Origin of the sequence: Streptomyces sp. NPDC091282 (assembly GCF_044757385.1) — a bacterium.
GTDB lineage: Bacteria > Actinomycetota > Actinomycetes > Streptomycetales > Streptomycetaceae > Streptomyces > Streptomyces gramineus.
In genome coordinates, this window is the sequence record NZ_JBIVUX010000002.1 from 1,021,177 (window position 1) to 1,041,342 (window position 20,166).

Below are 20,166 nucleotides of genomic sequence, written 5' to 3' on the forward strand. Positions count from 1 at the left end.
CGGACGGCCGCGCGCGGCTCGCGGGACGGGCTCCTCGGGCATGATGTGCGCATGCATATCTCCGCGAAGGCGGACTACGGCATACGGGCGCTGCTGGAGCTAGCCCGTGAGCCCGCTCGTCCGCTGACCTGCGAGGCGATCGCCTCCTCGCAGGAGATTCCGTTCCGGTTCCTGAAGTCCGTGGTGGGTGAGCTGCGCCGGGCGGGCCTGGTGCGCAGCCAGCGCGGCTGCGAGGGCGGTTACTGGCTGGGCAGACCCGCCGACGAGATCACCCTGCTGGACGTCACGCGGGCCGTCGACGGCGAGCTGATCACCCTGCGCGGCGAGCCGCTGTCCGGGCTCGACTACCCCGGCGCCGCCGCCGGGCTGCCCGGGGTGTGGCGTGCGGTGGAGACGGGGGCGGCGGCCGTGCTCGGCGGGGTGACCCTGCGGTCGCTGCTGGCCGGGGAGACGGCCGGAGGGCCGGTGCGGACGGGCGCCGCGTGACCGCTGCGGCGGCCGGCGGGCCGCCGTCCGTGGAGGTGGTGGAGTACACCGACCCGCTCTGTCCCTGGGCCTGGGGCTCGGAGCCGGTCTTCCGCAGGCTGCGGACGGCGCTGGCCGGCCGGGTCCGCTGGCGGCGGGCGTACGCGATCCTCTTCGACACGGACGACGACCCGCCGCCGGACCCGGCCGCGGAGACCGCCTGGTACGCGCGCTACGTCGAGGGGGTCTGCGCGCACACCGGGGCGCCGCGGGCGGTGCGGCTGAGCCGGATGCCGGCCAGTTCCTGGCCCGCCTCGCTGGTCGCCAAGGCCGCCGAACTCCAGGGCGAGGAGGTCGCCGGGCGGGCGCTGCGGCGGCTGCGGGAGAGCGTCTTCGTGCTCGGCGAACCGGCGGACACCGCGGCGCTGGCGCTGGCCGCCGTCCGCGGCACACCGGGTCTGGACCTGGCGCGGCTGACCGCCGACGCCGGGTCCGGCGCGGTCCTCGAACGGGTGCGCGCGGACCACGCCGAGGCGCGCCGCCCGGTCCCCGACGTGCGCGCGGTCTCGGGCGGCTCGCCGCATCCGGGCGCGGCCAAGGAGACCGCCGACGGCGGACACCGGTACGCCCTGCCGACCCTGCTGGTGCGGGCGTCCGGAGGGCATCGTGCGGTGCCCGGCTGGCGGCCCTTCGAGGAGTACGCGGCCGCCGTTAACGAGTTGGGGCCCGGACTGCTCGGGGTCCCGGCGCCGCTGCCCGCGGCGCGGGCGCTGGAACGTTTCGGGAGCATGACGGAACCGGAGCGGCTGCTGCTGGCCGAGGGCGCGTGGCCGCCGCCGCACGCCGTCCGGGTGCAGACGGGAAACGGCCCCGTGTGGCTGCATCCTGACGAGGCGTCAGGGCGTCCGGCCGCCGCCGGCTGACCGCCGGGACGCCGCCGGAGCGGCGGCGCGGGCCGTCCCGCCGAATGAGACACCAATTGGTGTCCATTGACAGCCGATCGCGGCTGACCCCAGGATGTGCAGCATGCTCACGACGCACCCCGGTGTGGTGTGCCGCTACGTGGACCTGCGGCGCACCTGCAGCGCACTCTGTCGCTGACCTTCCGCCGTCCCCGGCCTCCGGCCGTCCGCAGCCTCCGGCCCGCGGCCGCCTGACCTCCGCGCCCGCCCGGCGCGGCCCCGGCCGCCCTCCGTCCGGCCCGATCGCGTCCCGCCGTTGCGCACGGCCGCGTTCCCCGTCGCCCTCCGGCCCGTCCCCGCACGGCCGCCCACTCCCCCTGCCCTGAGCGCCACACGCCCCAGCGTGCGCCGGCGCTCTCCCCGGCATGCCCGTCCGGTCCCGGTCGACGGTCCTGACGGCTGCCCGGCCTGCCCTCCGCCCCGTTTCCTCCGCCCGACCCCGACCGGGCCGCCCACAGGAAGAACGAGATGCCCGCACATCACACCGCCCACCGCCGCGGCCCCGGCCGGTCCGGCCCGCGCACCGCAGCCGTCGCCGGCGCCCTCGTCGCCCTGCTCGCCCCCGCGCTCACGGGCTGCGGCTCCGGGACCGCCGCCGCCGGCGGCGGCGCCACGCTCAGGTGGACCTCCTCCTACTTCCCCGCCCACTGGGACCCGGTGGTCAGCGGCAGCGGCGCCCAGTTCCGCGAACTCGCTCTCACCTACGCGTCGTTGACCCGCACCGACGAGACCGGCAAGGCCGTGCCCGATCTCGCCAGGAGCTGGGAGTACAACAAGAAGGGCGACCGGATCACTTTCCACCTGCGGCCCGGCCTGAAGTTCAGCGACGGCGAACCGGTCGACGGCGCGGCGGTCAAGGCGGCCGTCGAACGGGCGCAGAAGCAGAAGAACTCGGCGCTCTTCGGTGATCTGACCTCGATCAGATCGGTCACCGCCAAGGGCCTGGACGCGGTCCTGGACCTCACCCAGGTCGACTACCAGATACCGCAGTTGCTCGGAGAGCGGGTGCTGCAGATCGCCAGCCCCAAGGCGGCGGCGAACCCGGCCGAGCTGGACCGCGCCCCGGTCGGCGCGGGACCGTTCGTCGTCACCCAGCTGGTCCCGGGCACCAAGGCGGTGCTGCGGAAGAACCCCGACTACTGGGACGCGAAGAACATCCACATCGACACCGTCGAACTGACCTCGGCGCCCGACGCCTCCACGGTCGTCTCCGGTCTGCGCACCGGCGTCTACAACTTCGCCGACCTCGCGCCGAGCCAGGCGGCCGCCGCCAAGAAGGCCGGCCTGGACGTCTTCTCCCAGCCGGGCTTCAACGCCAACAACATCAGCCTCAACGTCAACAAGGCGCCGTTCGACGACGACCGGGTCGTGGACGCCGTCCGGTACGCGATCAACCGTCAGGAGTTCGTGGACAAGCTGACGTTCGGCTACGGCTCGGTGACCGACCAGCCGTTCCCGAAGGGCTACGTCGCCTACGACCCGAAGTCGGCGAACCTGTACCCCTACGACCCGGCGAAGTCCAGGAAGCTGCTCGCCGAGGCGGGCCACAAGCCGGGCTCCGTCAAGCTCGACCTGGTCATTCCCGCCGAGGACCCCCAGGCGGAGCTGGTCCAGTCGCAGCTGGCCGCGGTCGGGATCACCGTCCGCATCACGATCGACAAGAACTGGGCGACACCGTTCTTCGCGAAGGACCTGACGTTCTCGCTGTACGGGACCACCGGCCGGGACTCCGCCCTGCAGACCCTCACCGCGCACTTCGGCCCCGACGGCCCGCTGAACCTGAGCACGCCCTACGAGCCGGCCGGCTTCGAAGCCGCTGTCGCCAAGGTCCGCGAGACCCCGCTGGACTCGCCCGACTACACCAAGGTGCTCCAGGCGGCCACCCGCGCCGGGCTGCGGAGCAAGGCGCTGGTCTTCACCTACTCCGCGCCCAACCTCATCGCCAAGAGCAAGGCCGTCTCCGGCCTGCCGAGGAACCCGGCCCATATCGACTGGACCGGCGTGACCGTCTCGGGCGCCAGCTGACCTCCGTCCACCCGTCCCACCAGCAGAGAGGGGGCAAACCTCATGACGTCGACCGCGGTATCGGCCGGACCGGCCCGCCGTCGCGGGGCCGCCGCGGCCAGGGCACGGCACACGCCGGCCCGGGTCCTGGCCGTGCTCGCCCGGTCGGTCGCGCTCGTCGTGCCCGTCTTCGTGGTCGCGACCTTCGTGACCTTCGCGCTCCGGTCGCTGAGCGGACTCAGCCCGGCGCGGATCCAGCTCGGCGAGGAGGCGACCCCCGAGGCCGTGCACCGGGTGGAGTCCCAGTGGGGGCTGGACCGGCCCTTCCTGGTCCAGTACTGGGACTGGTTCACCGGGGTCCTGCACGGACAGCTCGGCACCAGCTGGACCAACGGCGCCGACATCTCCACCCTGATCGGGCTGGGTCTGACCGTCAGCCTCTCCATCGCGACGCTCGCCCTGGTCATCGGCGTGCTCCTGGGCTTCGTCCTCGGCACGACGGCGGCGCTGCGGCGCACCACCTGGGTGGACCGGGCGATCACCGGATTCGTCACGGTGATCTCGGTGATGCCGGCGTTCGTGGTCGGCATCGTGCTCGTCGCGGTGTTCGCCGTCGGACTCCATGTCCTGCCCGCCGCCGGATACGTCCCGGCGGCGCAGGGGGCCGGGCCGTGGCTCGCGCACATCACGCTGCCGGCGGTGGCGCTGAGCCTCGACGTCGTCGCCGACGTCGCCCGCCAGCTCCGCGGCGGTCTCGTCGCCGCCTACCGCGAGAACTACGTGACGGGTGCGGTGGTGCGCGGGCTCGGCCCACGGCGGATCTTCCTCACCCACGTGCTGCGCAACGGCATCGGTCCGGCCCTCGCCACCCTGGGACTGAAGTTCCCGGCCCTGGTCGGCGCGTCCGTGGTGACCGAGTGGATCTTCGGCCTCCAGGGCTTCGGCCGCTTCGCCAACGACTCCGCGCAGGCCGGTGACGTACCGGCCGTGCAGGGCGTGCTGGTGGTCTCGATCGTCCTCGTCGTCCTCTTCAACCTGATCGTCAACCTGGTGCTGGCGCGTGTGACGCCCGCATCGCAGCGGGGGGTCTGAGCATGGTGCGCCGCGTCCTCTCCCTCACCTCGGGCCGGATCGCCCTCGGCATCCTGGCGGTGGTCGCGCTCCTCGCGGTCCTCGGCCCCCTTCTCGCCCCGTACGACCCGCTGGCCACCAGCACCGACACGCTCGCGCCGGCCTCGGGAGCACACTGGCTCGGCACCGACTACCTGGGCCGTGACGTGTTCAGCAGGCTGCTCGACGGCTCCCGCGTCAGCGTGCTCGGCGCCCTCGAAGTCGCCCTGGTGGCCCTGGTCGTCGGCGCGGTGCCCGGCATCCTGTCGGTGTACCTCGGGCGGGCCTTCGAGTGGCTGACCCTGCGGCTGGCCGACACGCTGGTCGCCCTTCCCTTCCTGCTGTTCGCCGTCGCGGTGATCGCGCTGCTCGGCAACGGGATCGGCCAGGCGATGCTCGTCACGGGGGTGCTGGTCTCCCCGCTCTTCTACCGGGTCGGCCGGGCCGCCACGCTGTCCGTGGCCCGCTCGCCGTACGTGGAGGCGGCGATCGTCTCCGGTGCCTCCACCGGCTGGATCGTCCGGCGGCACGTCTGGGCCAAGGTGCTGCCGCCGGTCGCGGTCGCGCTCGCCCAGACCGTCGGCACCGGCTTCGTCATCGTGTCGAGCCTGACGTTCCTCGGCATCGGCGTCCAGCCGCCCGCACCCACCTGGGGCGGCCTGCTCGCCTCCGACCTCGGCTATCTCGACTACCAGCCGTGGGCACCGGTCGTCCCCGCCCTGCTGATCATGGTCACGGTGTGGGCCGGGAACCAGCTCGCCGACGCGATCCGCGACGTCTCCGGCGAGGCCGGCCGGGCCTTCGCCGGCCACCGCACGGCCCGCTCAGGCCGCCCCGACGGGCGGCGCGGGCGCGGCCGGTCCGAGTCCGCCACCGCCGGAGGTGCGTCATGACCACCCTGTCCCAGACCTCCGCCACGGCGCCCGCCCGCGCCGCCGCCACCGCGGCTCCCGTGCTCGCCGTCCGGGACGTCCGGATCAGCGACCTGACCGGCGACCGGGAGATCGTGCACGGCGTGAGCTTCACGCTCACCCCGGGCCGGACCGTCGGCATCGTCGGCGAGTCCGGCAGCGGCAAGACCCTCACCTGCCGGGCCGTACTGGGCATCCTGCCCCCGCACTTCGAGGTGACCGGCGGCTCCGTCGAGATCGCCGGCACGGACATCGCCACGCTGACACCCCGGCAGTGGACGAAGCTGCGGGGCGCCACGATCAGCGCCGTGTTCCAGGACCCCGCCTCCTACCTCAACCCGTCGATCCGGGTGGGTGCGCAGATCGCCGAGGTGGTCCGGGTCAAGCAGGGCCTCAAGCGGCGCGCGGCCCGGCAGCGCGCGATCGAGCTGCTGCACGCGGTACGGCTGCGCGACCCCGAACTGGTCCACGGCCAGTACCCGTTCGAGCTGTCCGGCGGCATGCTCCAGCGGGTCCTGATCGCGGCCGCCGTCGCCGCAGGCCCGGACGTCCTCGTCGCCGACGAGGCCACGACCGCGCTCGACGTCACCGTCCAGGCGGAGATCCTCGACCTGCTCGCCGAGTTGCGCGAGCGCACCGGCCTGGCGCTGGTCGTCGTCTCCCACGACCTGGCCGTCGTCGCCCAGCTCTGCGACGAGGTCCTCGTGATGCGCGACGGCGAGGTGGTGGAGCACGGCCCGGCCGCCGAGGTGCTGCACCACCCGCGGCACGCGTACACCCGGCTCCTCGTCGCCGAGCACGAGAGCTACGGCCTGGAGAAGTTCCGCGCGCCGCTGGAGGCACCGTGACCACCGCTCCCGTACTCGACGTCACCGGCCTGGACGTGCACTACGGCGTACGGCGCCGGCGCCGCCGGGTCCTGCACGACGTCTCGCTGAGCGTGGCGCCCGGCGAGACCGTCGGCGTGATCGGCGAGACCGGTTCGGGCAAGTCGACGTTCGCCCGCGCCGTGCTCGGCCTGGCGGCCGCCTCGGCGGGCCGGATCGTGATCGGCGGCGAGGACGTCGGCCGGTACGGCAGACGGCAGTGGCGGAGCCTGCGCCGGCGCGGTGTGGTCCAGTACGTCTTCCAGGACCCGCTGCGCAGCCTGGACCCGGACCTGACCGTCGGGGAGTCGCTGATCGAGCCGCTGCTCGTGCGGGGAGTGCCGCGCGCGGAGGCGGCGGGCCGGGCCCGTGCGTTCCTGGACCGCGTCCGGCTCTCCGAGGACCTGCTCGGCCGGCTGCCCGGGGAACTGTCGGGCGGCCAGCGGCAGCGGATCGCGGTCGCCCGGGCCCTGGTCACCGAACCGAAGCTGGTCATCCTCGACGAACCGGTCAGCGCCCTGGACTCCGCCAACCGGGTGCAGATCCTGGAGATCCTCAAGGAACTCCGCGACGCGGGCACGGCCCTGGTCTTCATCTCGCACGACCTCGGCTCGGTCGCCGGGGTCGCCGACCGGATCGCGGTGCTCTACCGCGGCGAGCTGGTCGAGACCGGCACCGCCCGGGACGTGATCACCGCCCCGGAGCACGCGTACACCCGGCTGCTCGTCAGCTCCGCGCCCACCCTGCGTTCGGCCCCGGCGGACCGGGCCGAACGCGAGGCCCTGCGCGCCCTGCTGCACGCCTGAACTACCCGACTCCCGCCGCACAGAACGGATTCACCGATGGCACGCACGATCCACCTCGCCCTGCACCCCTACGGCGTCGGAGGCCCCGGCCAGCACGGGCTCTGGAAGGACCCGCGGGTCGCGAAGAACGCCAGCATCGACATCAACTACTACATAGCGCAGGCGCAGGCCGCCGAACACGCCCTGTTCGACGCCCTGTTCATCGTCGACAGCCAGTTCATCAACGCCACCTACCCCGCGCACTACCTCAACCGCCTCGAACCGCTGACCCTGTTGTCGGCCGTCGCCACCCACACCCGGCACATCGGCCTGGTGGGCACGGCGAGTTCGACGTACAACTCGCCGTTCAACCTGGCCCGCCGGTTCGCCTCCCTCGACCACATCAGCGGTGGCCGGGCCGGCTGGAACGTGGTGACCAGCTTCGACACCGGCACCTCACGGAACTTCGGGCTGGACGAGCACCTCGACTACACCGCCCGCTACGGCCGCGCACTGGAGTTCGTGCAGGTCGCCCGCGGTCTGTGGGACTCCTACGAGGACGACGCGTTCCCCGCGGACGTGACGCGGGGCGTCTTCCTCGACTCCGCGAAGCTGCACGAACTCAACCACGAGGGCGAGCACTTCAGGATCGCGGGCCCGCTCAACCTGTCCCGCTCGCCGCAGGGCCAGCCGGTGATCTTCCAGGCCGGGGTCTCCGAGGAGGGCCGGGACCTGGCCGCACGGGTCGCCGAGGGCATCTACGCGCCGGGCGGCTCGCTGCAGCAGGCGCGGGACTACTACGCCGACATCAAGAAGCGCACCGCGTCCTACGGCCGCGACCCCGAGCACATCAAGATCTTCATCCACGGCGGTCCGGTCGTCGGCCGCACCGACGAGGCGGCCCGGCTCCGCGAACGGGAGATCTTCGAGGAGGACAACGACTTCGAACGCAACCTCGCGCTGCTGGGCCGCTCGTTCGGCGCCTACGACTTCAGCGTGCACGACCTGGACGGGCCGTTCCCGGACGTCGCGCACCTCGCCGAGAAGGGCGGCCGCACCGGAGCGGCCAGGCTCATCGAACGGGCCAGATCGGAGAACCTCACCCTGCGTCAGGTCGCCGAGCTGGTCGGCGAGTTCCGTCGGTCGCCGTTCGTGGGAGCGCCGCGGACGGTGGCCGACACCATCGAGGAGTGGTTCGACGCCGGCACCTTCGACGGCATCAACCTGGCCTTCCGCACCGACGAGGATCTCGAACTCTTCGTGGACGGCGTCGTCCCGATCCTCCAGAAGCGCGGGCTGTTCCGCACCGAGTACGAGGCCGACACCCTGCGCGGCAACCTCGGCCTCCCGGTCCCCGCCAACCGCCACACCGTACGAGCCGGAGCCTGAGATGAGCGAGTACACCGACCACCACGCCCCCGAGGGCCTGCTCACCCGCGGCACCGTCGTCGTGGTGCCGGGCCGGGGCGAGAGCCGCGCCGTCTACGGCCGGTTCGGCAGGCGGCTCGCCGCCGACGCCTACCGCGTCCGGGTCGTGGACGGCCCGCGGATCGACGCCGCGGACCTGCACGGTTCGCTGGCCCGGTTCGGCGACCGGCTCGCCGAAGCCGTCGCGGGCACGGCCGCCGCCGGGGAGGAGGTGACCGGCCCGGTGGTGCTGGTGGGCGCCGACTCGGGTGCCGCGGCCGTCGCGGCGCTGCTCGGTCTCGGCGGCTCCGCGGCCGCCGTACGGCCGCAGGCGGTCGTCCTGGCGGGGCTGCCGGGTGCCGGCGGAGCCGTCGCGGGCACCGGCGGCCGAGCCGGTACCTGGGACGACGAACTCGACGTCCGCACCTCCTGCCCGACCCACCGCGGTGTCCTCGGCAGCGACCCGCAGGCCCGGCCCGGCGCGCTCGGCGTCCCGGTGCCCGGCGCGCTGCTGGACGCGGCCCACCACGCGGATCTCGCGGTCCCCGCCCTGCTGCTGGTCGGCGACGCGGACCCGCTCGCCGACCGCGACGCGCTGGCCCGCACCGCGAAGTCCCTGTCCCGCGCCCGGCTCGCGGTGGTCCGCGACGCGCACCACGACGTCCTCAACGACCTCCAGCACCGCTCGGTCGCGGCCGAGGTCGTGACCTTCCTGGAGGCCCTGCGCACCGGGCTCGTGCCGGCGGTCGCGGTGGCGTCGAGCGCCTGGTGAGGCCCGGCGCCGCGGGCCACGGCCCGCACCACTTCCTCACCCACCGAAAGGACAGGGCATGACCGTCCCGATCCGCCGAGGTCCGTCGCCCTCGGCCACCGTCCCCGACGGCGCGGACCTCCTCCGCGACACCCTGCGCCGGCACGCCGCCGGCGTCACGGTGATCACCTTCCCCGGGCCCGTCGGCTTCACCGCCACCTCCTTCACCTCCGTCTCGCTGCGGCCGGCCCTGGTGTCGTTCTGCATCGGCCTCGAAGCGTCCAGCACCCCGGCCGCGCGCCGCGCGGAACGCTTCGCCGTCCATGTCCTCGGCACCGCGAACGCCGCTCTCGCGGCCCGGTTCGCGCGCAGCGGCATCGACCGGTTCGACGGCGTGCGCTGGCGGGCGCAGCCGGACGGCCTGCCGGTCCTCGACGGTGTCACCGGCTGGCTGTCGGCCCGTACCGTGCTCCGGCAGACCGTCGGCGACCACCTGCTGGTCGTCGGCGAGATCGACTCGGGCGCGGTGGCCGCGGACGCTCCGGCCCTCGTCCACCACAACGGCGGCTTCGCGTCGGCGCATCCGCTGGCGTGAGCACGGACCCGGCCGCAACGGGCGGCGGCGGCCGGCACGGAGCCGGCCGCCGCCGGGGCGAGGTGCGCCGTCGTCAGCCGCGGTGCGGGCCGGGCCGGTGGGACGTCCCGCCGCAGTGCCTGACGTCGATCCGGACGACCTGCGGGTCGTGGTCGCTCGCCTGGTCGGCGAACTCGGCGTTGATGTGCACCACGTCGTAGTCGAGGCGGGTGAGGGAGGGGCTGGTCAGGATGTGGTCCAGGGTCTGGCTGTTGCCGTCGTAGACGTAGCTGTACCGCTCGGACCTCGGGAGGGTGTCGATCAGGTCGGTCAGGTCGTGGCCGTTGCCGGTGAGGGTCTTGACGGCGTCGGAGAACTCGAAGTCGTTCAGGTCGCCGGCGGCCACGATCCGGGCCCGGGGGTCGGCGGCGAGCAGCGACTTCACGAACGCGTTCTCCTCCTCGGCCTGGAGCCCGCGCTGGGTCTCCGAGGAGCGGGTCGGCTCCTGGTAGCGGCCGTGGACCGGGTCGTCGCCGCCCTTGGAGATGAAGTGGTTGGCGATGACGAAGACCGTCTGCCCCTGGAACACGAACTCGCCGACGAGCGGCTTGCGGCTGTCCGTCCAGGCGGCGCTCGCCGGGTCGATGCGGCCCGGGGAGGCGGACAGGTGGGCCTGGCCCTTGCGGTCCTTGACCACGGAGACGGCGGTCGTGGAGGGGTCGCCCGCGGCGGCCCGGTCCACGAAGGAGACCCGCTTGGCGTTGAACAGGAACACCTGGCGGATGTTGCCGCCGGGCTCGCCGCCGTCCTTGTCGTCGACCGGGTTGACGTAGCGCCAGGAGTACCGGGGGCCGCCGGCCGCGGCGATCGCCGCGGTGAACTTCTTCAGGGTCGCCTCGGCGGAGACGGTGCCGTCGTCGGTGGCGCCGTTGTCGTCCTGGATCTCCTCCAGGGTCACGATGTCGGGCGAGGAGAGGTTCTTGACGACGCCCTTGGCGAGCCGGGCGAACTTGTCGTCGCCGTCGGTCGGGTCGAGGTTCTCCACGTTGTAGGTGGCGAGCGCCAGTTCGTCGCGGGACTGCTTGCGCGTCACCTCCTGCTTGAGGCCCTTGTCGACGGCGGTGCCGGTGGTGGCGGCGGAGGGCGCGAGCAGGTAGCCGCCGAAGTCGGAGTAGTCGACCGGGCCGGTGGTGGTGCCGGCCAGTTGGTCACCGACGTTGAGGACGGGGGTCGTTCCGTCGGCCGAGACGATCTCGATACGGCCGGTGTTCTGCTGGTCGTAGCCGCCGTAGAGGGTGCCGCCGCGCCTGGTGGGGTTCTCGTGCGGCTTGGCGGTCACGAACATCTCGCCGTAGCTGTTCGTCGCGCCGACCACGCGGGCGTCGGTGACCGAGGCGCGCATGCCCTCGATGGACTCGTAGAAGTCCTGGGAGTACACGGACGGCTGGAGGGTGAGGCCCTCGATGCTGCCGCCGCCGGCCGTGGGGGTGTACGCGGCCGGGATCGTGGAGGCGTCGAGCGCGACCGGGGCCGGCAGGGCGTTGCCGGTGGAGAGGGTGGTGGAGACCGGGCTGCCCAGTTCGGTGACCGACTGGGCGGCGGAGGACGGGTAGTACTCCGTGACCTTGCCGCTGACCAGGACCGAGTCGCCGACCGAGACGGTGGGCGCGGCGGACCCGGTGTAGACGAACAGGCCCTCGCTGGTGGCGGGGTCGGCGTCCGGGGCGGGGTCCTGGATCCAGTAGCCCTTGCTGCCGGTGGTGCGCACGGCGGTGACGATGCCGGGGACGCCCGCGACGCTCTGGCCCTTGAGGGGCGAGAGGCGGGTGCGGCCCTGGATGTCGTGGATGCGGAAGGCGCCGGGCTCGGTCGGGCCGCCGGGGCCGGGGCCGCTGCCGCCGTTCGCGGTGTCGCCCGCGCTGTTGACCGGGGTGGGCGTACCGGCCGTGAAGTCCGCCGCGTTGTCGTCGGTGTCGGCGAGCGAGGCGGCCCGGGACACGGAGGTGGTGTTGCTCGTCGCCGGGGCGGCGCCGCCCTCGCGGACGACGGCGGTGCCGTAGCCGAGGAGGTCCACGACGTCGGCGTCACCGGTGCAGTCGGCGGCCGTCTTGCAGGTCAGTGCGGTGGTGCCCTTGACCAGGGCCACGGTGCCCGCGGTGGCCGACATCGCGATGGAGCCGGTCGCGTCGGCGGCCGGCAGCGCGGTCGTGCCGCCGGCGCCCGCGCCCTCGCCGACCAGGTAGGTGCCGCCGGCGGGCAGCGCGCCGGTGAGCGGGGTGACCTGCCAGGGCGAACCCGCGGAGGCGGAGGCCGGGAGGTACTGGACGCTGTAGCCGTCCAGGGAGTAGGCGGCCGTGGAGCGGTTGGCCAGCTCCACGAAGTCGTTGGTGAGCGTCGCCCCGGAGTTGCCTCCGCCGCCGTACGCCTCCGAGATGACCGCGTTCGCCGACGGGGTGGCGAACGCGGCGGGCAGGGGCGCCACGACGACGGCCGCCGTGGCCGCCGCGGCCACGAACGCGGCGCCGGCTACCCGCGATGCGCTGGGTCTGTGAATCTGCACGAGGATGACTCCTTCAACGTCCGCCCGATTGGCGGCACATGACGTGCCGTCGGCCGGTGGGATCCATGCGACCGGCTGAGGTTACGCGCGTAGAAATGGCGTCACAAGGTATCCGCGGTTAAATCTGCGCATCCACTCGCGCTCTCGGCGGGCGGGTCCTGGCGCTACCGCAGGACGCCGTGCGGGCCGAACGCGCGGGGCAGGAGGCGTTCGGCCATGCGGGCGTAGCCGGCCGCGTTCGGGTGCAGGCCGTCGGGCAGGTCGGCGAGGTCGCCGGTCCCGAAGAGGGTGGTGCCGTCGAGGAGATGCAGGCGGTGGTCGCCCGCCTTGCGTCTGCGGGTGACGTGTTCGGCCAGCAGCTCCCGCACCCGGGTCAGTGTCAGCGCGCCCGCGGCCAGTTCGGCCGGGCGGTTTGGGGCGCGGACCGTGCCGTCGGCGCCGGGCAGGGTGGGTCCCGGCCGGTTCTCGACGGCCGGGCAGACGATGGGGCTGATGACGAGGACCGGGGTGTCCGGGTGGCCGTCGCGGACGGTGTCGAGGAAGCCGTGGAAGGCCGGCACGAAGGTGCGCTCCCGCAGGGTGTCGCCGGCCACGACGTTGATGCCCAGTTCGAGGCTGATGGCGTCGGCGGGCAGGTCACGGATGGTCCGGGCCATGAAGGGGTCGAGGTGGCACTCGCCGCCGAGGCCGAGGTTGACCAGGGAGCGGCCCGCGCGCCGGGCGACGAGGGCCGGCCAGGTGCCGGTCGGGCGGTCCGCCTCCGAGCACTGGCTGATCGAGCTGCCGTGGTGCACCCACACCGGGCCGCTCGCCGGGGCCGGACGCACCGACGCCCCGGACGGGACCCGTACGTCGACGAGCGTGGTCGCCCGGGAGTTGGACAGCCAGATCTCCACCCGGCGCTCGCGGGGCACGGCGCCGATCGGGAACCGTACGGTGGCCGGCGGGGCCGGGTGCTCGTCCTGGGCCATGGTGTCGGGGTCGACCCGGATGAGGGTGCGGTGGGAGGTGGTGACGGGAGGCCGCAGTTCGCCGTCGACGACCAGGTCGAAGACCACGTCGGGCGGCTCGGACCCGGCCATCACCACCTGGGTGAGCTGGGCGTCCACCTCGATCCCGGTGGCGTCCGTGAGCATCTCCAGCCGTACCCCGGAGGGCATGGTGCTGACGATCTCGTAGGCGGTGTCCGCCAGTTGGGCGCGGCCGGCGGCGGGCGCGCGGTGCAGGGCGAACCCGGCGGGACCGGGGGTCTTCTCCAGTGCTCCGACGACGCAGTCGAGCGCGAGGGGGAGGATGGAACGCACGGGGCGGATCTCCTTGGGACGTGGCCTGGAAGGGTGCTTCTTCCCCGGATCCCGGCCCGTGCTCGCGGACCGGCCGCCGGACGGCTCCAGGACATGACGATCATGCCCGTTCCGGTCCGCCCGGCCGCCGTCCTGGCAGGATGTCGCCATGGAACGCGTACTTGGAATCGGCGGACACTTCCTGCGGGCCGCGGACCCGGCGGCCCTCACCGCGTGGTACCGCGACTGCCTCGGCCTGGACGTCGACGGCCACGGTCTGTGGCGGCAGGAGGCCGGGCCCACGGTCTTCGCCGCCTTCGAGTCCGGCACCGACTACTTCGGGTCCCCCGCCCAGCAGACCATGCTGAACTTCCGGGTCCGCGACCTGGACGCCATGCTCGCCCAGCTGCGCGCGGCCGGGGCGGACGTGGCCGGGGAGACGCAGGACATGGACGGGGTGGGCCGGTTCGGCTGGGTCACCGACCCCGAGGGCAACCGGATCGAACTGTGGCAGCCCGCCTGAGCGTGCCCGAGCCGCACGGCGGATCCGGCGCCCCGGCCGCCCGTCAGTGGTGGTGGCCGTGCCGGCCGAGGGTGTCCACCGGGGTCGCGCCGGGCCGGGTCCACTGGGGCACCGGGCGGCTGGTGGGACCCCAGGTGGCGTTCCCGTCCGCGTCCGTCCGCCAGGACCAGCAGGGGCTGTTGCCCTTGGGCCGGCCCTCGGGGTTGTCCTCCCATGCCTCACCCCGGCCGTAGGGCGTCATGTCGAGCAGGCCGAGGGATCCGTTGACCCGCTCGTTGCCGCGGCCCGTGGTGGAGTAGGTGAGGAAGGCGCGGTCGCCGTCGCGCAGGTAGCCGGTGAGGTAGCCCATCGGGCCGCCGGCCGGTCCGTCCAGGCCGCGCACCGAGTACCAGGGCTGGGTGTAGCCCATGAACTCGACGTAGGGCGCGACCTCGTGCCACGGGCCGGTGGTCAGGACCGCGAAGGAGACGCCGCGGGCGTTCAGGTAGGAGGCGTCCTGGAGGTGCCAGGCCGTGGTGGTGCAGCCCTCGCACTGTCCCTGGTGCGGCGCGCCGTCGTGCCACATGTGCTTGTAGACGACGAGTTCGTCACGGCCCTGGAAGAGGTCGAGGAACGGGACCGGGCCGTCGGCCCCGACGACCTCGACCGTGCCGTCGAACTCCACCATCGGCAGCCGGCGGCGGGCCGCGGCGATCGCGTCGCCCTCGCGGGTGTGGGCCTTCTCGCGGGCCAGCAGCTCGTCCCTGGCCGCCTGCCAGGTGGCCAGGTCGGTCACGGCGGGACGGCCGGGCAGTGCGGCGGTCGGTTCGTCGGATGTGTCGGCCATGGTGTCCTCCGTGGCGTCCGGTGGCGGGCGGCGGCATCGGGCGATGCCGTCCTGCGACGGTCAGGGAGACAGACTCCGGGCCCGGCCGGAACTCATCGCCGCGCGGCGGTCCGGCACGCCGTGGGCGGCCGGTGAAGATCGGATGGCCTGCCGGAGCCCGCAGCGGGCATGCGTACGACGAGGAGGTATGCCGGTGACCGAGTATCGGAACAGCCCGGCCGCGCCGACGGCCGGGACCGCGGGGCAGCAGGGCACGGACGAGCGCAACAGGCGGCTGGCACGCGCCGGCGTGGCCCGCGCCGAGCACCTGCTGCGCCGGTACTACCGGCTCTCCTCGCCGCAGGAGTCCTTCGAGCTGCTGCGCGACGCCTCCCAGCGGTTCAACCTCAAGCTGCACACGCTCGCCGACGCCGCCGTCCGCCTCCCGGTGCCCGAGGCGACGGCCCCGCGCTGGGTGGCACGGCGGCCGCGCGGCGGCCCGCCGCCGGTACCGGCCCTGGAGCTGGACGGCGCCCCGCCGACGGACCGCGGCGCGGTCCTGGACGCCGCGCTGCACGGCACCCTGCGGATCACGGACACCGGGATGGGCAACGTGCAGCTGGTGGAGAACCGGCTGCTGCGCATGGTCCGGCACACCGGGCTGAACCAGCGGTTCACCGACTACTTCGCCTTCGTCGACAGCGGGACCACCTCGTGCGCGCAGGCCGCCGAGGAGGTGCGGCAGGTCACCGTGAAGGACGTCGGCTCCAGCGACGTCTTCGACGAGCCCACCCGGCACACGATCCTCCAGGCCGGCAGCCGCGCCTGCCACAGCGTGCCGCTGGTCAGTCCCGGAGGAGCGGTGATCGGCATGGTCTCCGCGCACCACGAGCGGCCGCTGCACGAACTCGCGCCGGAGCGGCTGGCCGCCCTGGAGCGGTTGGGCGGCGAGGTGGGCCGCTGGCTGGTCTGGCACCACAACACCGTCGTCGTCGACGCCCTGAACCATCTTCATGACCGCGCCGTCCACCGACACTGAGCACCGGGGCTGCGCGCCCGGAACACCGAGGAGTGAGAACATCCCTCTCATGGATCATGCGGGCGGCCGTACGGCCCGGTGGTGGGCGGCGCTGCGCCGGACCCCGGTGTCGGTCTGGAACGACGACATCACCGACTGGGCCGCCGCACTGACGTACTACGCGGTCCTCGCCCTGTTTCCCCTCCTGCTGGTGATCCTCTCGGTGCTGGGCCTGACCATTCCCACCGCCAAACCGGAGGTCATCGAACGCATCGCGCAGGCCGCCCCGCTCGCCTCCCGTGCCCTGCTGCGCGGCACCCTGCGGCAGATGGCCGAGCAGCCGTCGGCGGCCTGGACGCTGATCTTCCTGGGCGGGGCGGCCGCGCTGTGGTCGGGGTCCAGCTACCTGAGCGTCTTCCGCCGGGCGCTGCACGCCATGCACCGGGTCAGCTCGCACCGGCCGGTGTGGCGGACCGCGCCGCGCATCATCTGCACGGCGCTGGTCCTGATCCTGCTGCTGCTCATCTCCGTGCTGGTGCTGTTCCTCACCGGCAGCCTGGCCGCGTTCCTGGGCCGGGCGCTGGACCTCGGCAGCGGCCCCCAGGCCGCCTGGCACGCGCTGCGCTGGCCGCTGGCGGTGGCGGTGGCCGTCGGCACCGTCCTCGTCCTGTACCACTCGGGTCCCGAGTCGTCCCGGCCGGTCCGGAAGATGGCGCCGGGCGGGGTGCTGGCGGTGGTCCTCCTGCTGGTGGTCTCGCTGGGCTGCACCGTCTACACGTCCCACGTCGGCAGCTACCACCGGCTGTACGGCTCGCTGGGCGGCGTGGTGATCTTCCTGATCTGGCTGTGGCTGTCCAACCTGGCCCTGCTGTTCGGCGCCCAGTTCAACGCGGAGCTGGAGAAGATCAAAGCCAGCGGCGGGCCGGCGCCGGCCGCTCAGGAGGACTGAGCGGGAGCCGGCTGCCCGGCCGTGCGCCAGTCCAGGCGCAGTACGGCGAGGTCGTCGGTGTGCCGGTCCGCGTTGAGCGCGCGGGTGCGGGAGATGAGCAGGTCCAGGTGGGTGCCGGGATCGGGGGTGTGCAGCGTGTCGATGATGTTCAGCAGGCCGTCCACGCCGAGCCGGGCGCCGGTGCCGTCCGCGAACCCCTCGATGAGTCCGTCGGTGTAGGCGACGAGCGCGCCGTCGGCGGGCAGCGCCAGGGTGGTGGCGGGCCAGTCGCCCAGTCCGGGCGCGATGCCGAGCGCGATCCCGTGGGCGGCCTCGACCTGCCGGGTGCCCTCGGAGGTGACCAGCAGGGGTTCGTGGTGGCCGGCCAGGTGCAGGGTGAGGGTGGCGGTCTTCGGGTCCAGGGTGATCAGCGTGCAGGTGGTGAACAGGTCGCTGCCCGCGCGCTCCGCGATGTGTATCTGTTCGAGCAGGTGCAGCAGGTGCTGGTTGCGGTGGCCGCCGAGGGTCAGCGCGCGCCAGGCGATGCGCAGGCAGACGCCGAGCGCGGCGGCGTCCGGGCCGTGCCCGCTGACGTCGCCGATGATCGCGTGGACCTGTCCGTCGTCGGTCTGCACGACGTCCAGGAAGTCCCCGCCCAGCAGGGCCTGGGCCCGCCCCGGGTAGTACCGGCTGGAGGCGGTGACGGCCGGGGAGGAGAGCAGGGGCTCGGGCAGCAGCCCGCGCTCCAGACGGGCGTTCTCCTCGGCGCGCAGCTTCCCGATCTGGAGCGCGGCGCTCGCCAGTTCGACCTGCTTGCGCTGGACGGCGTAGCGGACGGCGCGCTGCATCAGGTCGGGTTCGACCTTGCCCTTGACGAGGTAGTCCTGCGCGCCGAAGGCGAGCGAGTCGACTCCGGCGCGGGGCTCGTCCAGGCCGGTCAGGACGATGATCGCGGCGTGCGTGTCGGCCTGGATGGTCTGGATCGTCTCCACGCCGGAGGCGTCGGGCAGGTGCAGGTCGAGCAGGACGCAGTCGACGGGGCCGGCCGCCAGCGCCCGGTGGGCCTCGGCGGCGGTGTGGCACCGGGTCAGGGTGTACGGCAGATCGGTGTCGTGGAGCAGTTCCTCGACCAGCAGGGCGTCTCCGTCGTCGTCCTCCACCAGCAGGACGTCGTACTGCTCGGCGTGCGGGCCGCCGCGGCCTGCGGAGGGACCGGTCACGGCTGTGTCTCTCTGTCCGGGACGGCCGTCGCGGCCGCGGGGGCGGGTGTGGCGGGCAGGGCGGGCAGCGTGAACACGATCCGGGTGCCCGACGGGTATGCGGGGTCGATGGAGATGGTGCCGCCGTGGAACTCCACGACCTTCTTGCACATCGCCAGCCCGATACCGGTACCCGGATAGGCGTCCTTGGTGTGCAGGCGCTGGAAGATGACGAAGACCTTCTCCCGGAACTCCGGCGCGATGCCGATGCCGTTGTCGCGGACCTCGAACTCCCAGTCGTCCCCGGTCCGGACCGCTCCGACGTGGATCCGCGGCGCCCGGTCCGGGTGCCGGAACTTGATCGCGTTGGAGAGCAGGTTCTGCAGCAGCATGCCCAGCTGGGTCGTGTCCCCGAGGACGGACGGCAGCGGGTCGTGGGTGATCTCGGCGCCGGTCTCCTCGACGGCCACGCTGAGGTCGCCCAGCGTGGTGCCCATCAGCCGCTCCAGGTCCACGGTCCGCTGCTCGTTGTGGACGCGGCCGACCCGGGAGAAGGCCAGCAGGTCGTTGATGAGGCTCTGCATGCGGTTGGCGCCGTCGACCGCGAAGGAGATGTACTGGTCGGCCTTCTCGTCCAGCTGTCCGCCGTAGCGCCGCTGCAGGAGCTGGGTGAAGCTGGAGACCTTGCGCAGCGGTTCCTGGAGGTCGTGCGAGGCCACGTAGGCGAACTGCTCCAGTTCCGCGTTCGAGCGCCGCAGGTCCTCCGCCTGCCCGTCCAGCAGCCCGCGGGCCTCCTCGCTGAACCGCAGCTCCGCCACCAGGCGCAGCCGCATCGACTCCACGTCGGAGGCGAGCTGTCGCAGGTCAGCGGGTCCGGTGCCGTCCAGGGAACGGTCGAAACGGCCCTGCGTCACGTCCCGGACGGCCGAGCCGAGCCTGCTGAGCGGGCCGGTGACGCCGCGCCGCAGTCCCTCGAAGACGAGTCCGGCGACCAGCACGATGACGGCGGCGATGACGGCGAACACCCAGTTGCGCAGGGTCACCGCCTGGCTCAGCTGGCTGGTGGCCGACCTCCGCTCCTGCTGGAGGTGGTCCTGCTGGCGGCTCATGGCGCGCCGCAGGGCGTCGAAGGCGGCCTTGCCCTCGACGGTACGGGCCGCGGTGACCTGGGCGGCCTCGGCGGGAGCGGCCACCGAGACCGGCCGCGCGATGCGCTGCTGCCAGGTCCCGGCGAGCTTCTCCACCTCGGCCAGGTCGGCGCGGGCCCGGCTGTCGTCGCCGAGCAGCGGCCGCAGCCGAGAGAGCGCGGCCTGCTCGTCGGTCACGCCCTGCGCGTAGGGCTGGAGGAAGTCGGTCTGGCCGGAGAGTCCGTAGCCGCGGATGCCGGTCTCCTGGTTGACCAGGGCCTCCTCGACCCGTATCGACTCGATCAGGGCGGGCGAGCGCCGGTCCACCAGCGCGGCGGTGAGCTGCGAGGTCCGCCACATCGCCCAGCCGCCCAGCGACCCGAGGACGGCCAGGACGACCAGGGTGGCGGCGACGCCCACCCGGAGCCAGCGCCGGGTCGTCCAGTCCGCGAAGGCGCCGGCGGTGCCTGACGGCTTGCTTGTCATCGCTGTGCGCTGCTCCCTAGGCCGGCCGTCCGGGCCGCACCTCGGCGCGCGGCAAGCACACTGTACTCGTGGCCCGACAACGTATGTTGTCCCGCCTGGATCAACGCCCTAGGGTGAGGTCATGCCCGCTCCCCCGCTCCCTCCAGGTTCCGTGAGCGGGGACCCGGACACCCTGGTGACCCAGGTGGCGGACGAACCCGCCGGGCCGCTCACGCGGGCGGCCCCCGGTCCGCCGCCGGACCCCGTCGACACCACGGGCGAGGCCCGTCGGCATGCCCTGCCGCGGCTGCGGGTACTCGCCGGTGTCAAGCTGACCGTCGGACACCCGGAGACCGGCCGGACCGTCGGCACGAGCCGCCAAGGGGCTCGGCGCCGCCGGCCCGGACTCTCACGAACAGCACA

General features: G+C 73.5%; 18 protein-coding genes. 13 read left to right on the plus strand and 5 right to left on the minus strand.

Features of this window, described 5'->3' with window-relative positions; all coding sequences use genetic code 11:
• The first annotated feature begins 51 nt into the window (after nucleotides 1–51).
• From ACIQOE_RS11660 to ACIQOE_RS11705, 10 genes are all read left to right on the plus strand, one after another.
• Entirely contained in the window at nucleotides 52–486 is a 435-nt protein-coding gene (locus tag ACIQOE_RS11660; protein ID WP_351315812.1) for an Rrf2 family transcriptional regulator, read from the plus strand.
• The gene (locus ACIQOE_RS11665; protein ID WP_401411113.1) at nucleotides 483–1,388 is read left to right on the plus strand and encodes a DsbA family protein; all 906 of its coding nucleotides are present in this window, start codon (nucleotides 483–485) and stop codon (nucleotides 1,386–1,388) included. The genes ACIQOE_RS11660 and ACIQOE_RS11665 overlap by 4 nt, the downstream gene beginning before the upstream one ends.
• A gap of 507 nt (nucleotides 1,389–1,895) precedes the next feature.
• A complete protein-coding gene (locus ACIQOE_RS11670; RefSeq protein WP_401411115.1) occupies nucleotides 1,896–3,452 on the plus strand; it encodes an ABC transporter substrate-binding protein in 1,557 nt (518 codons plus the stop codon).
• Nucleotides 3,453–3,494: 42 nt separating this feature from the next.
• Nucleotides 3,495–4,523 (plus strand): ABC transporter permease, encoded by a 1,029-nt coding sequence (locus ACIQOE_RS11675; RefSeq protein ID WP_365577184.1) that lies wholly within the window; start codon nucleotides 3,495–3,497, stop codon nucleotides 4,521–4,523.
• Nucleotides 4,524–4,525: 2 nt separating this feature from the next.
• Nucleotides 4,526–5,434 (plus strand): ABC transporter permease, encoded by a 909-nt coding sequence (locus ACIQOE_RS11680; RefSeq protein WP_365561273.1) that lies wholly within the window; start codon nucleotides 4,526–4,528, stop codon nucleotides 5,432–5,434.
• Nucleotides 5,431–6,300 (plus strand): ABC transporter ATP-binding protein, encoded by an 870-nt coding sequence (locus ACIQOE_RS11685; RefSeq protein ID WP_401411118.1) that lies wholly within the window; start codon nucleotides 5,431–5,433, stop codon nucleotides 6,298–6,300. Before ACIQOE_RS11680 ends, ACIQOE_RS11685 begins: the two co-directional genes overlap by 4 nt.
• The gene (locus tag ACIQOE_RS11690; protein ID WP_401411120.1) at nucleotides 6,297–7,124 is read left to right on the plus strand and encodes an ABC transporter ATP-binding protein; all 828 of its coding nucleotides are present in this window, start codon (nucleotides 6,297–6,299) and stop codon (nucleotides 7,122–7,124) included. Before ACIQOE_RS11685 ends, ACIQOE_RS11690 begins: the two co-directional genes overlap by 4 nt.
• A 36-nt stretch (nucleotides 7,125–7,160) precedes the next feature.
• Nucleotides 7,161–8,492 carry an LLM class flavin-dependent oxidoreductase gene (locus ACIQOE_RS11695; protein WP_401411122.1) on the plus strand — a complete coding sequence of 444 codons (1,332 nt, stop codon included), beginning with the start codon at nucleotides 7,161–7,163 and terminating at the stop codon, nucleotides 8,490–8,492.
• 1 nt (nucleotide 8,493) lies between these two features.
• Nucleotides 8,494–9,282, plus strand: coding sequence for an alpha/beta hydrolase (locus ACIQOE_RS11700; protein WP_401411124.1), 789 nt, complete (start codon nucleotides 8,494–8,496; stop codon nucleotides 9,280–9,282).
• A gap of 58 nt (nucleotides 9,283–9,340) precedes the next feature.
• Entirely contained in the window at nucleotides 9,341–9,856 is a 516-nt protein-coding gene (locus tag ACIQOE_RS11705; protein ID WP_351315839.1) for a flavin reductase family protein, read from the plus strand.
• 73 nt (nucleotides 9,857–9,929) lie between these two features.
• Here ACIQOE_RS11705 and ACIQOE_RS11710 read toward each other — a convergent pair whose 3' ends face one another.
• Together ACIQOE_RS11710 and ACIQOE_RS11715 are read right to left on the minus strand one after the other, a co-directional pair.
• The gene (locus tag ACIQOE_RS11710; protein ID WP_401411126.1) at nucleotides 9,930–12,395 is read right to left on the minus strand and encodes an endonuclease/exonuclease/phosphatase family protein; all 2,466 of its coding nucleotides are present in this window, start codon (nucleotides 12,393–12,395) and stop codon (nucleotides 9,930–9,932) included.
• Nucleotides 12,396–12,559: 164 nt separating this feature from the next.
• Nucleotides 12,560–13,699 (minus strand): GDSL-type esterase/lipase family protein, encoded by a 1,140-nt coding sequence (locus ACIQOE_RS11715; protein ID WP_365561257.1) that lies wholly within the window; start codon nucleotides 13,697–13,699, stop codon nucleotides 12,560–12,562.
• A 148-nt stretch (nucleotides 13,700–13,847) separates the two neighbouring features.
• Between ACIQOE_RS11715 and ACIQOE_RS11720 the strand changes: the two genes are divergently transcribed.
• Complete coding sequence (locus tag ACIQOE_RS11720; protein WP_351315847.1) at nucleotides 13,848–14,201, plus strand: VOC family protein; 354 nt, start codon at nucleotides 13,848–13,850, stop codon at nucleotides 14,199–14,201.
• Between the two features lie 43 nt (nucleotides 14,202–14,244).
• Here the strand turns inward: ACIQOE_RS11720 and ACIQOE_RS11725 are convergent, their stop codons facing one another.
• Nucleotides 14,245–15,027 (minus strand): DUF899 family protein, encoded by a 783-nt coding sequence (locus ACIQOE_RS11725; RefSeq protein ID WP_351315850.1) that lies wholly within the window; start codon nucleotides 15,025–15,027, stop codon nucleotides 14,245–14,247.
• A 187-nt stretch (nucleotides 15,028–15,214) separates the two neighbouring features.
• On the opposite strand from ACIQOE_RS11725, the gene ACIQOE_RS11730 reads away from it, so the two are divergent.
• Complete coding sequence (locus ACIQOE_RS11730; protein ID WP_401411130.1) at nucleotides 15,215–16,045, plus strand: ANTAR domain-containing protein; 831 nt, start codon at nucleotides 15,215–15,217, stop codon at nucleotides 16,043–16,045.
• Between the two features lie 49 nt (nucleotides 16,046–16,094).
• Complete coding sequence (locus ACIQOE_RS11735) at nucleotides 16,095–16,973, plus strand: YihY/virulence factor BrkB family protein (RefSeq protein WP_401411132.1); 879 nt, start codon at nucleotides 16,095–16,097, stop codon at nucleotides 16,971–16,973.
• Here ACIQOE_RS11735 and ACIQOE_RS11740 read toward each other — a convergent pair.
• Both ACIQOE_RS11740 and ACIQOE_RS11745 read right to left on the minus strand, forming a co-directional pair.
• Complete coding sequence (locus ACIQOE_RS11740; protein ID WP_365561249.1) at nucleotides 16,961–18,172, minus strand: fused response regulator/phosphatase; 1,212 nt, start codon at nucleotides 18,170–18,172, stop codon at nucleotides 16,961–16,963. The two genes, ACIQOE_RS11735 and ACIQOE_RS11740, sit on opposite strands and share 13 nt — an antisense overlap.
• Nucleotides 18,169–19,764, minus strand: a complete 1,596-nt coding sequence (locus ACIQOE_RS11745) for an ATP-binding protein (protein WP_401411134.1) — start codon at nucleotides 19,762–19,764, stop codon at nucleotides 18,169–18,171. The genes ACIQOE_RS11740 and ACIQOE_RS11745 overlap by 4 nt, the downstream gene beginning before the upstream one ends.
• Nucleotides 19,765–20,166 lie beyond the last annotated feature (402 nt).

What these genes read in the sequence shown, in the direction of transcription:
- ACIQOE_RS11660 (WP_351315812.1), top strand. Translation starts at nt 52, where the DNA reads ATGCATATCTCCGCGAAGGCGGACTACGGCATACGGGCGCTGCTGGAG.
- ACIQOE_RS11670 (WP_401411115.1), top strand. Translation starts at nt 1,896, where the DNA reads ATGCCCGCACATCACACCGCCCACCGCCGCGGCCCCGGCCGGTCCGGC.
- ACIQOE_RS11675 (WP_365577184.1), top strand. Translation starts at nt 3,495, where the DNA reads ATGACGTCGACCGCGGTATCGGCCGGACCGGCCCGCCGTCGCGGGGCC.
- ACIQOE_RS11680 (WP_365561273.1), top strand. Translation starts at nt 4,526, where the DNA reads ATGGTGCGCCGCGTCCTCTCCCTCACCTCGGGCCGGATCGCCCTCGGC.
- ACIQOE_RS11685 (WP_401411118.1), top strand. Translation starts at nt 5,431, where the DNA reads ATGACCACCCTGTCCCAGACCTCCGCCACGGCGCCCGCCCGCGCCGCC.
- ACIQOE_RS11695 (WP_401411122.1), top strand. Translation starts at nt 7,161, where the DNA reads ATGGCACGCACGATCCACCTCGCCCTGCACCCCTACGGCGTCGGAGGC.
- ACIQOE_RS11700 (WP_401411124.1), top strand. Translation starts at nt 8,494, where the DNA reads ATGAGCGAGTACACCGACCACCACGCCCCCGAGGGCCTGCTCACCCGC.
- ACIQOE_RS11705 (WP_351315839.1), top strand. Translation starts at nt 9,341, where the DNA reads ATGACCGTCCCGATCCGCCGAGGTCCGTCGCCCTCGGCCACCGTCCCC.
- ACIQOE_RS11720 (WP_351315847.1), top strand. Translation starts at nt 13,848, where the DNA reads ATGGAACGCGTACTTGGAATCGGCGGACACTTCCTGCGGGCCGCGGAC.
- ACIQOE_RS11725 (WP_351315850.1), bottom strand. Translation starts at nt 15,027, where the DNA reads ATGGCCGACACATCCGACGAACCGACCGCCGCACTGCCCGGCCGTCCC.
- ACIQOE_RS11730 (WP_401411130.1), top strand. Translation starts at nt 15,215, where the DNA reads ATGCCGGTGACCGAGTATCGGAACAGCCCGGCCGCGCCGACGGCCGGG.
- ACIQOE_RS11735 (WP_401411132.1), top strand. Translation starts at nt 16,095, where the DNA reads ATGGATCATGCGGGCGGCCGTACGGCCCGGTGGTGGGCGGCGCTGCGC.
- ACIQOE_RS11745 (WP_401411134.1), bottom strand. Translation starts at nt 19,764, where the DNA reads ATGACAAGCAAGCCGTCAGGCACCGCCGGCGCCTTCGCGGACTGGACG.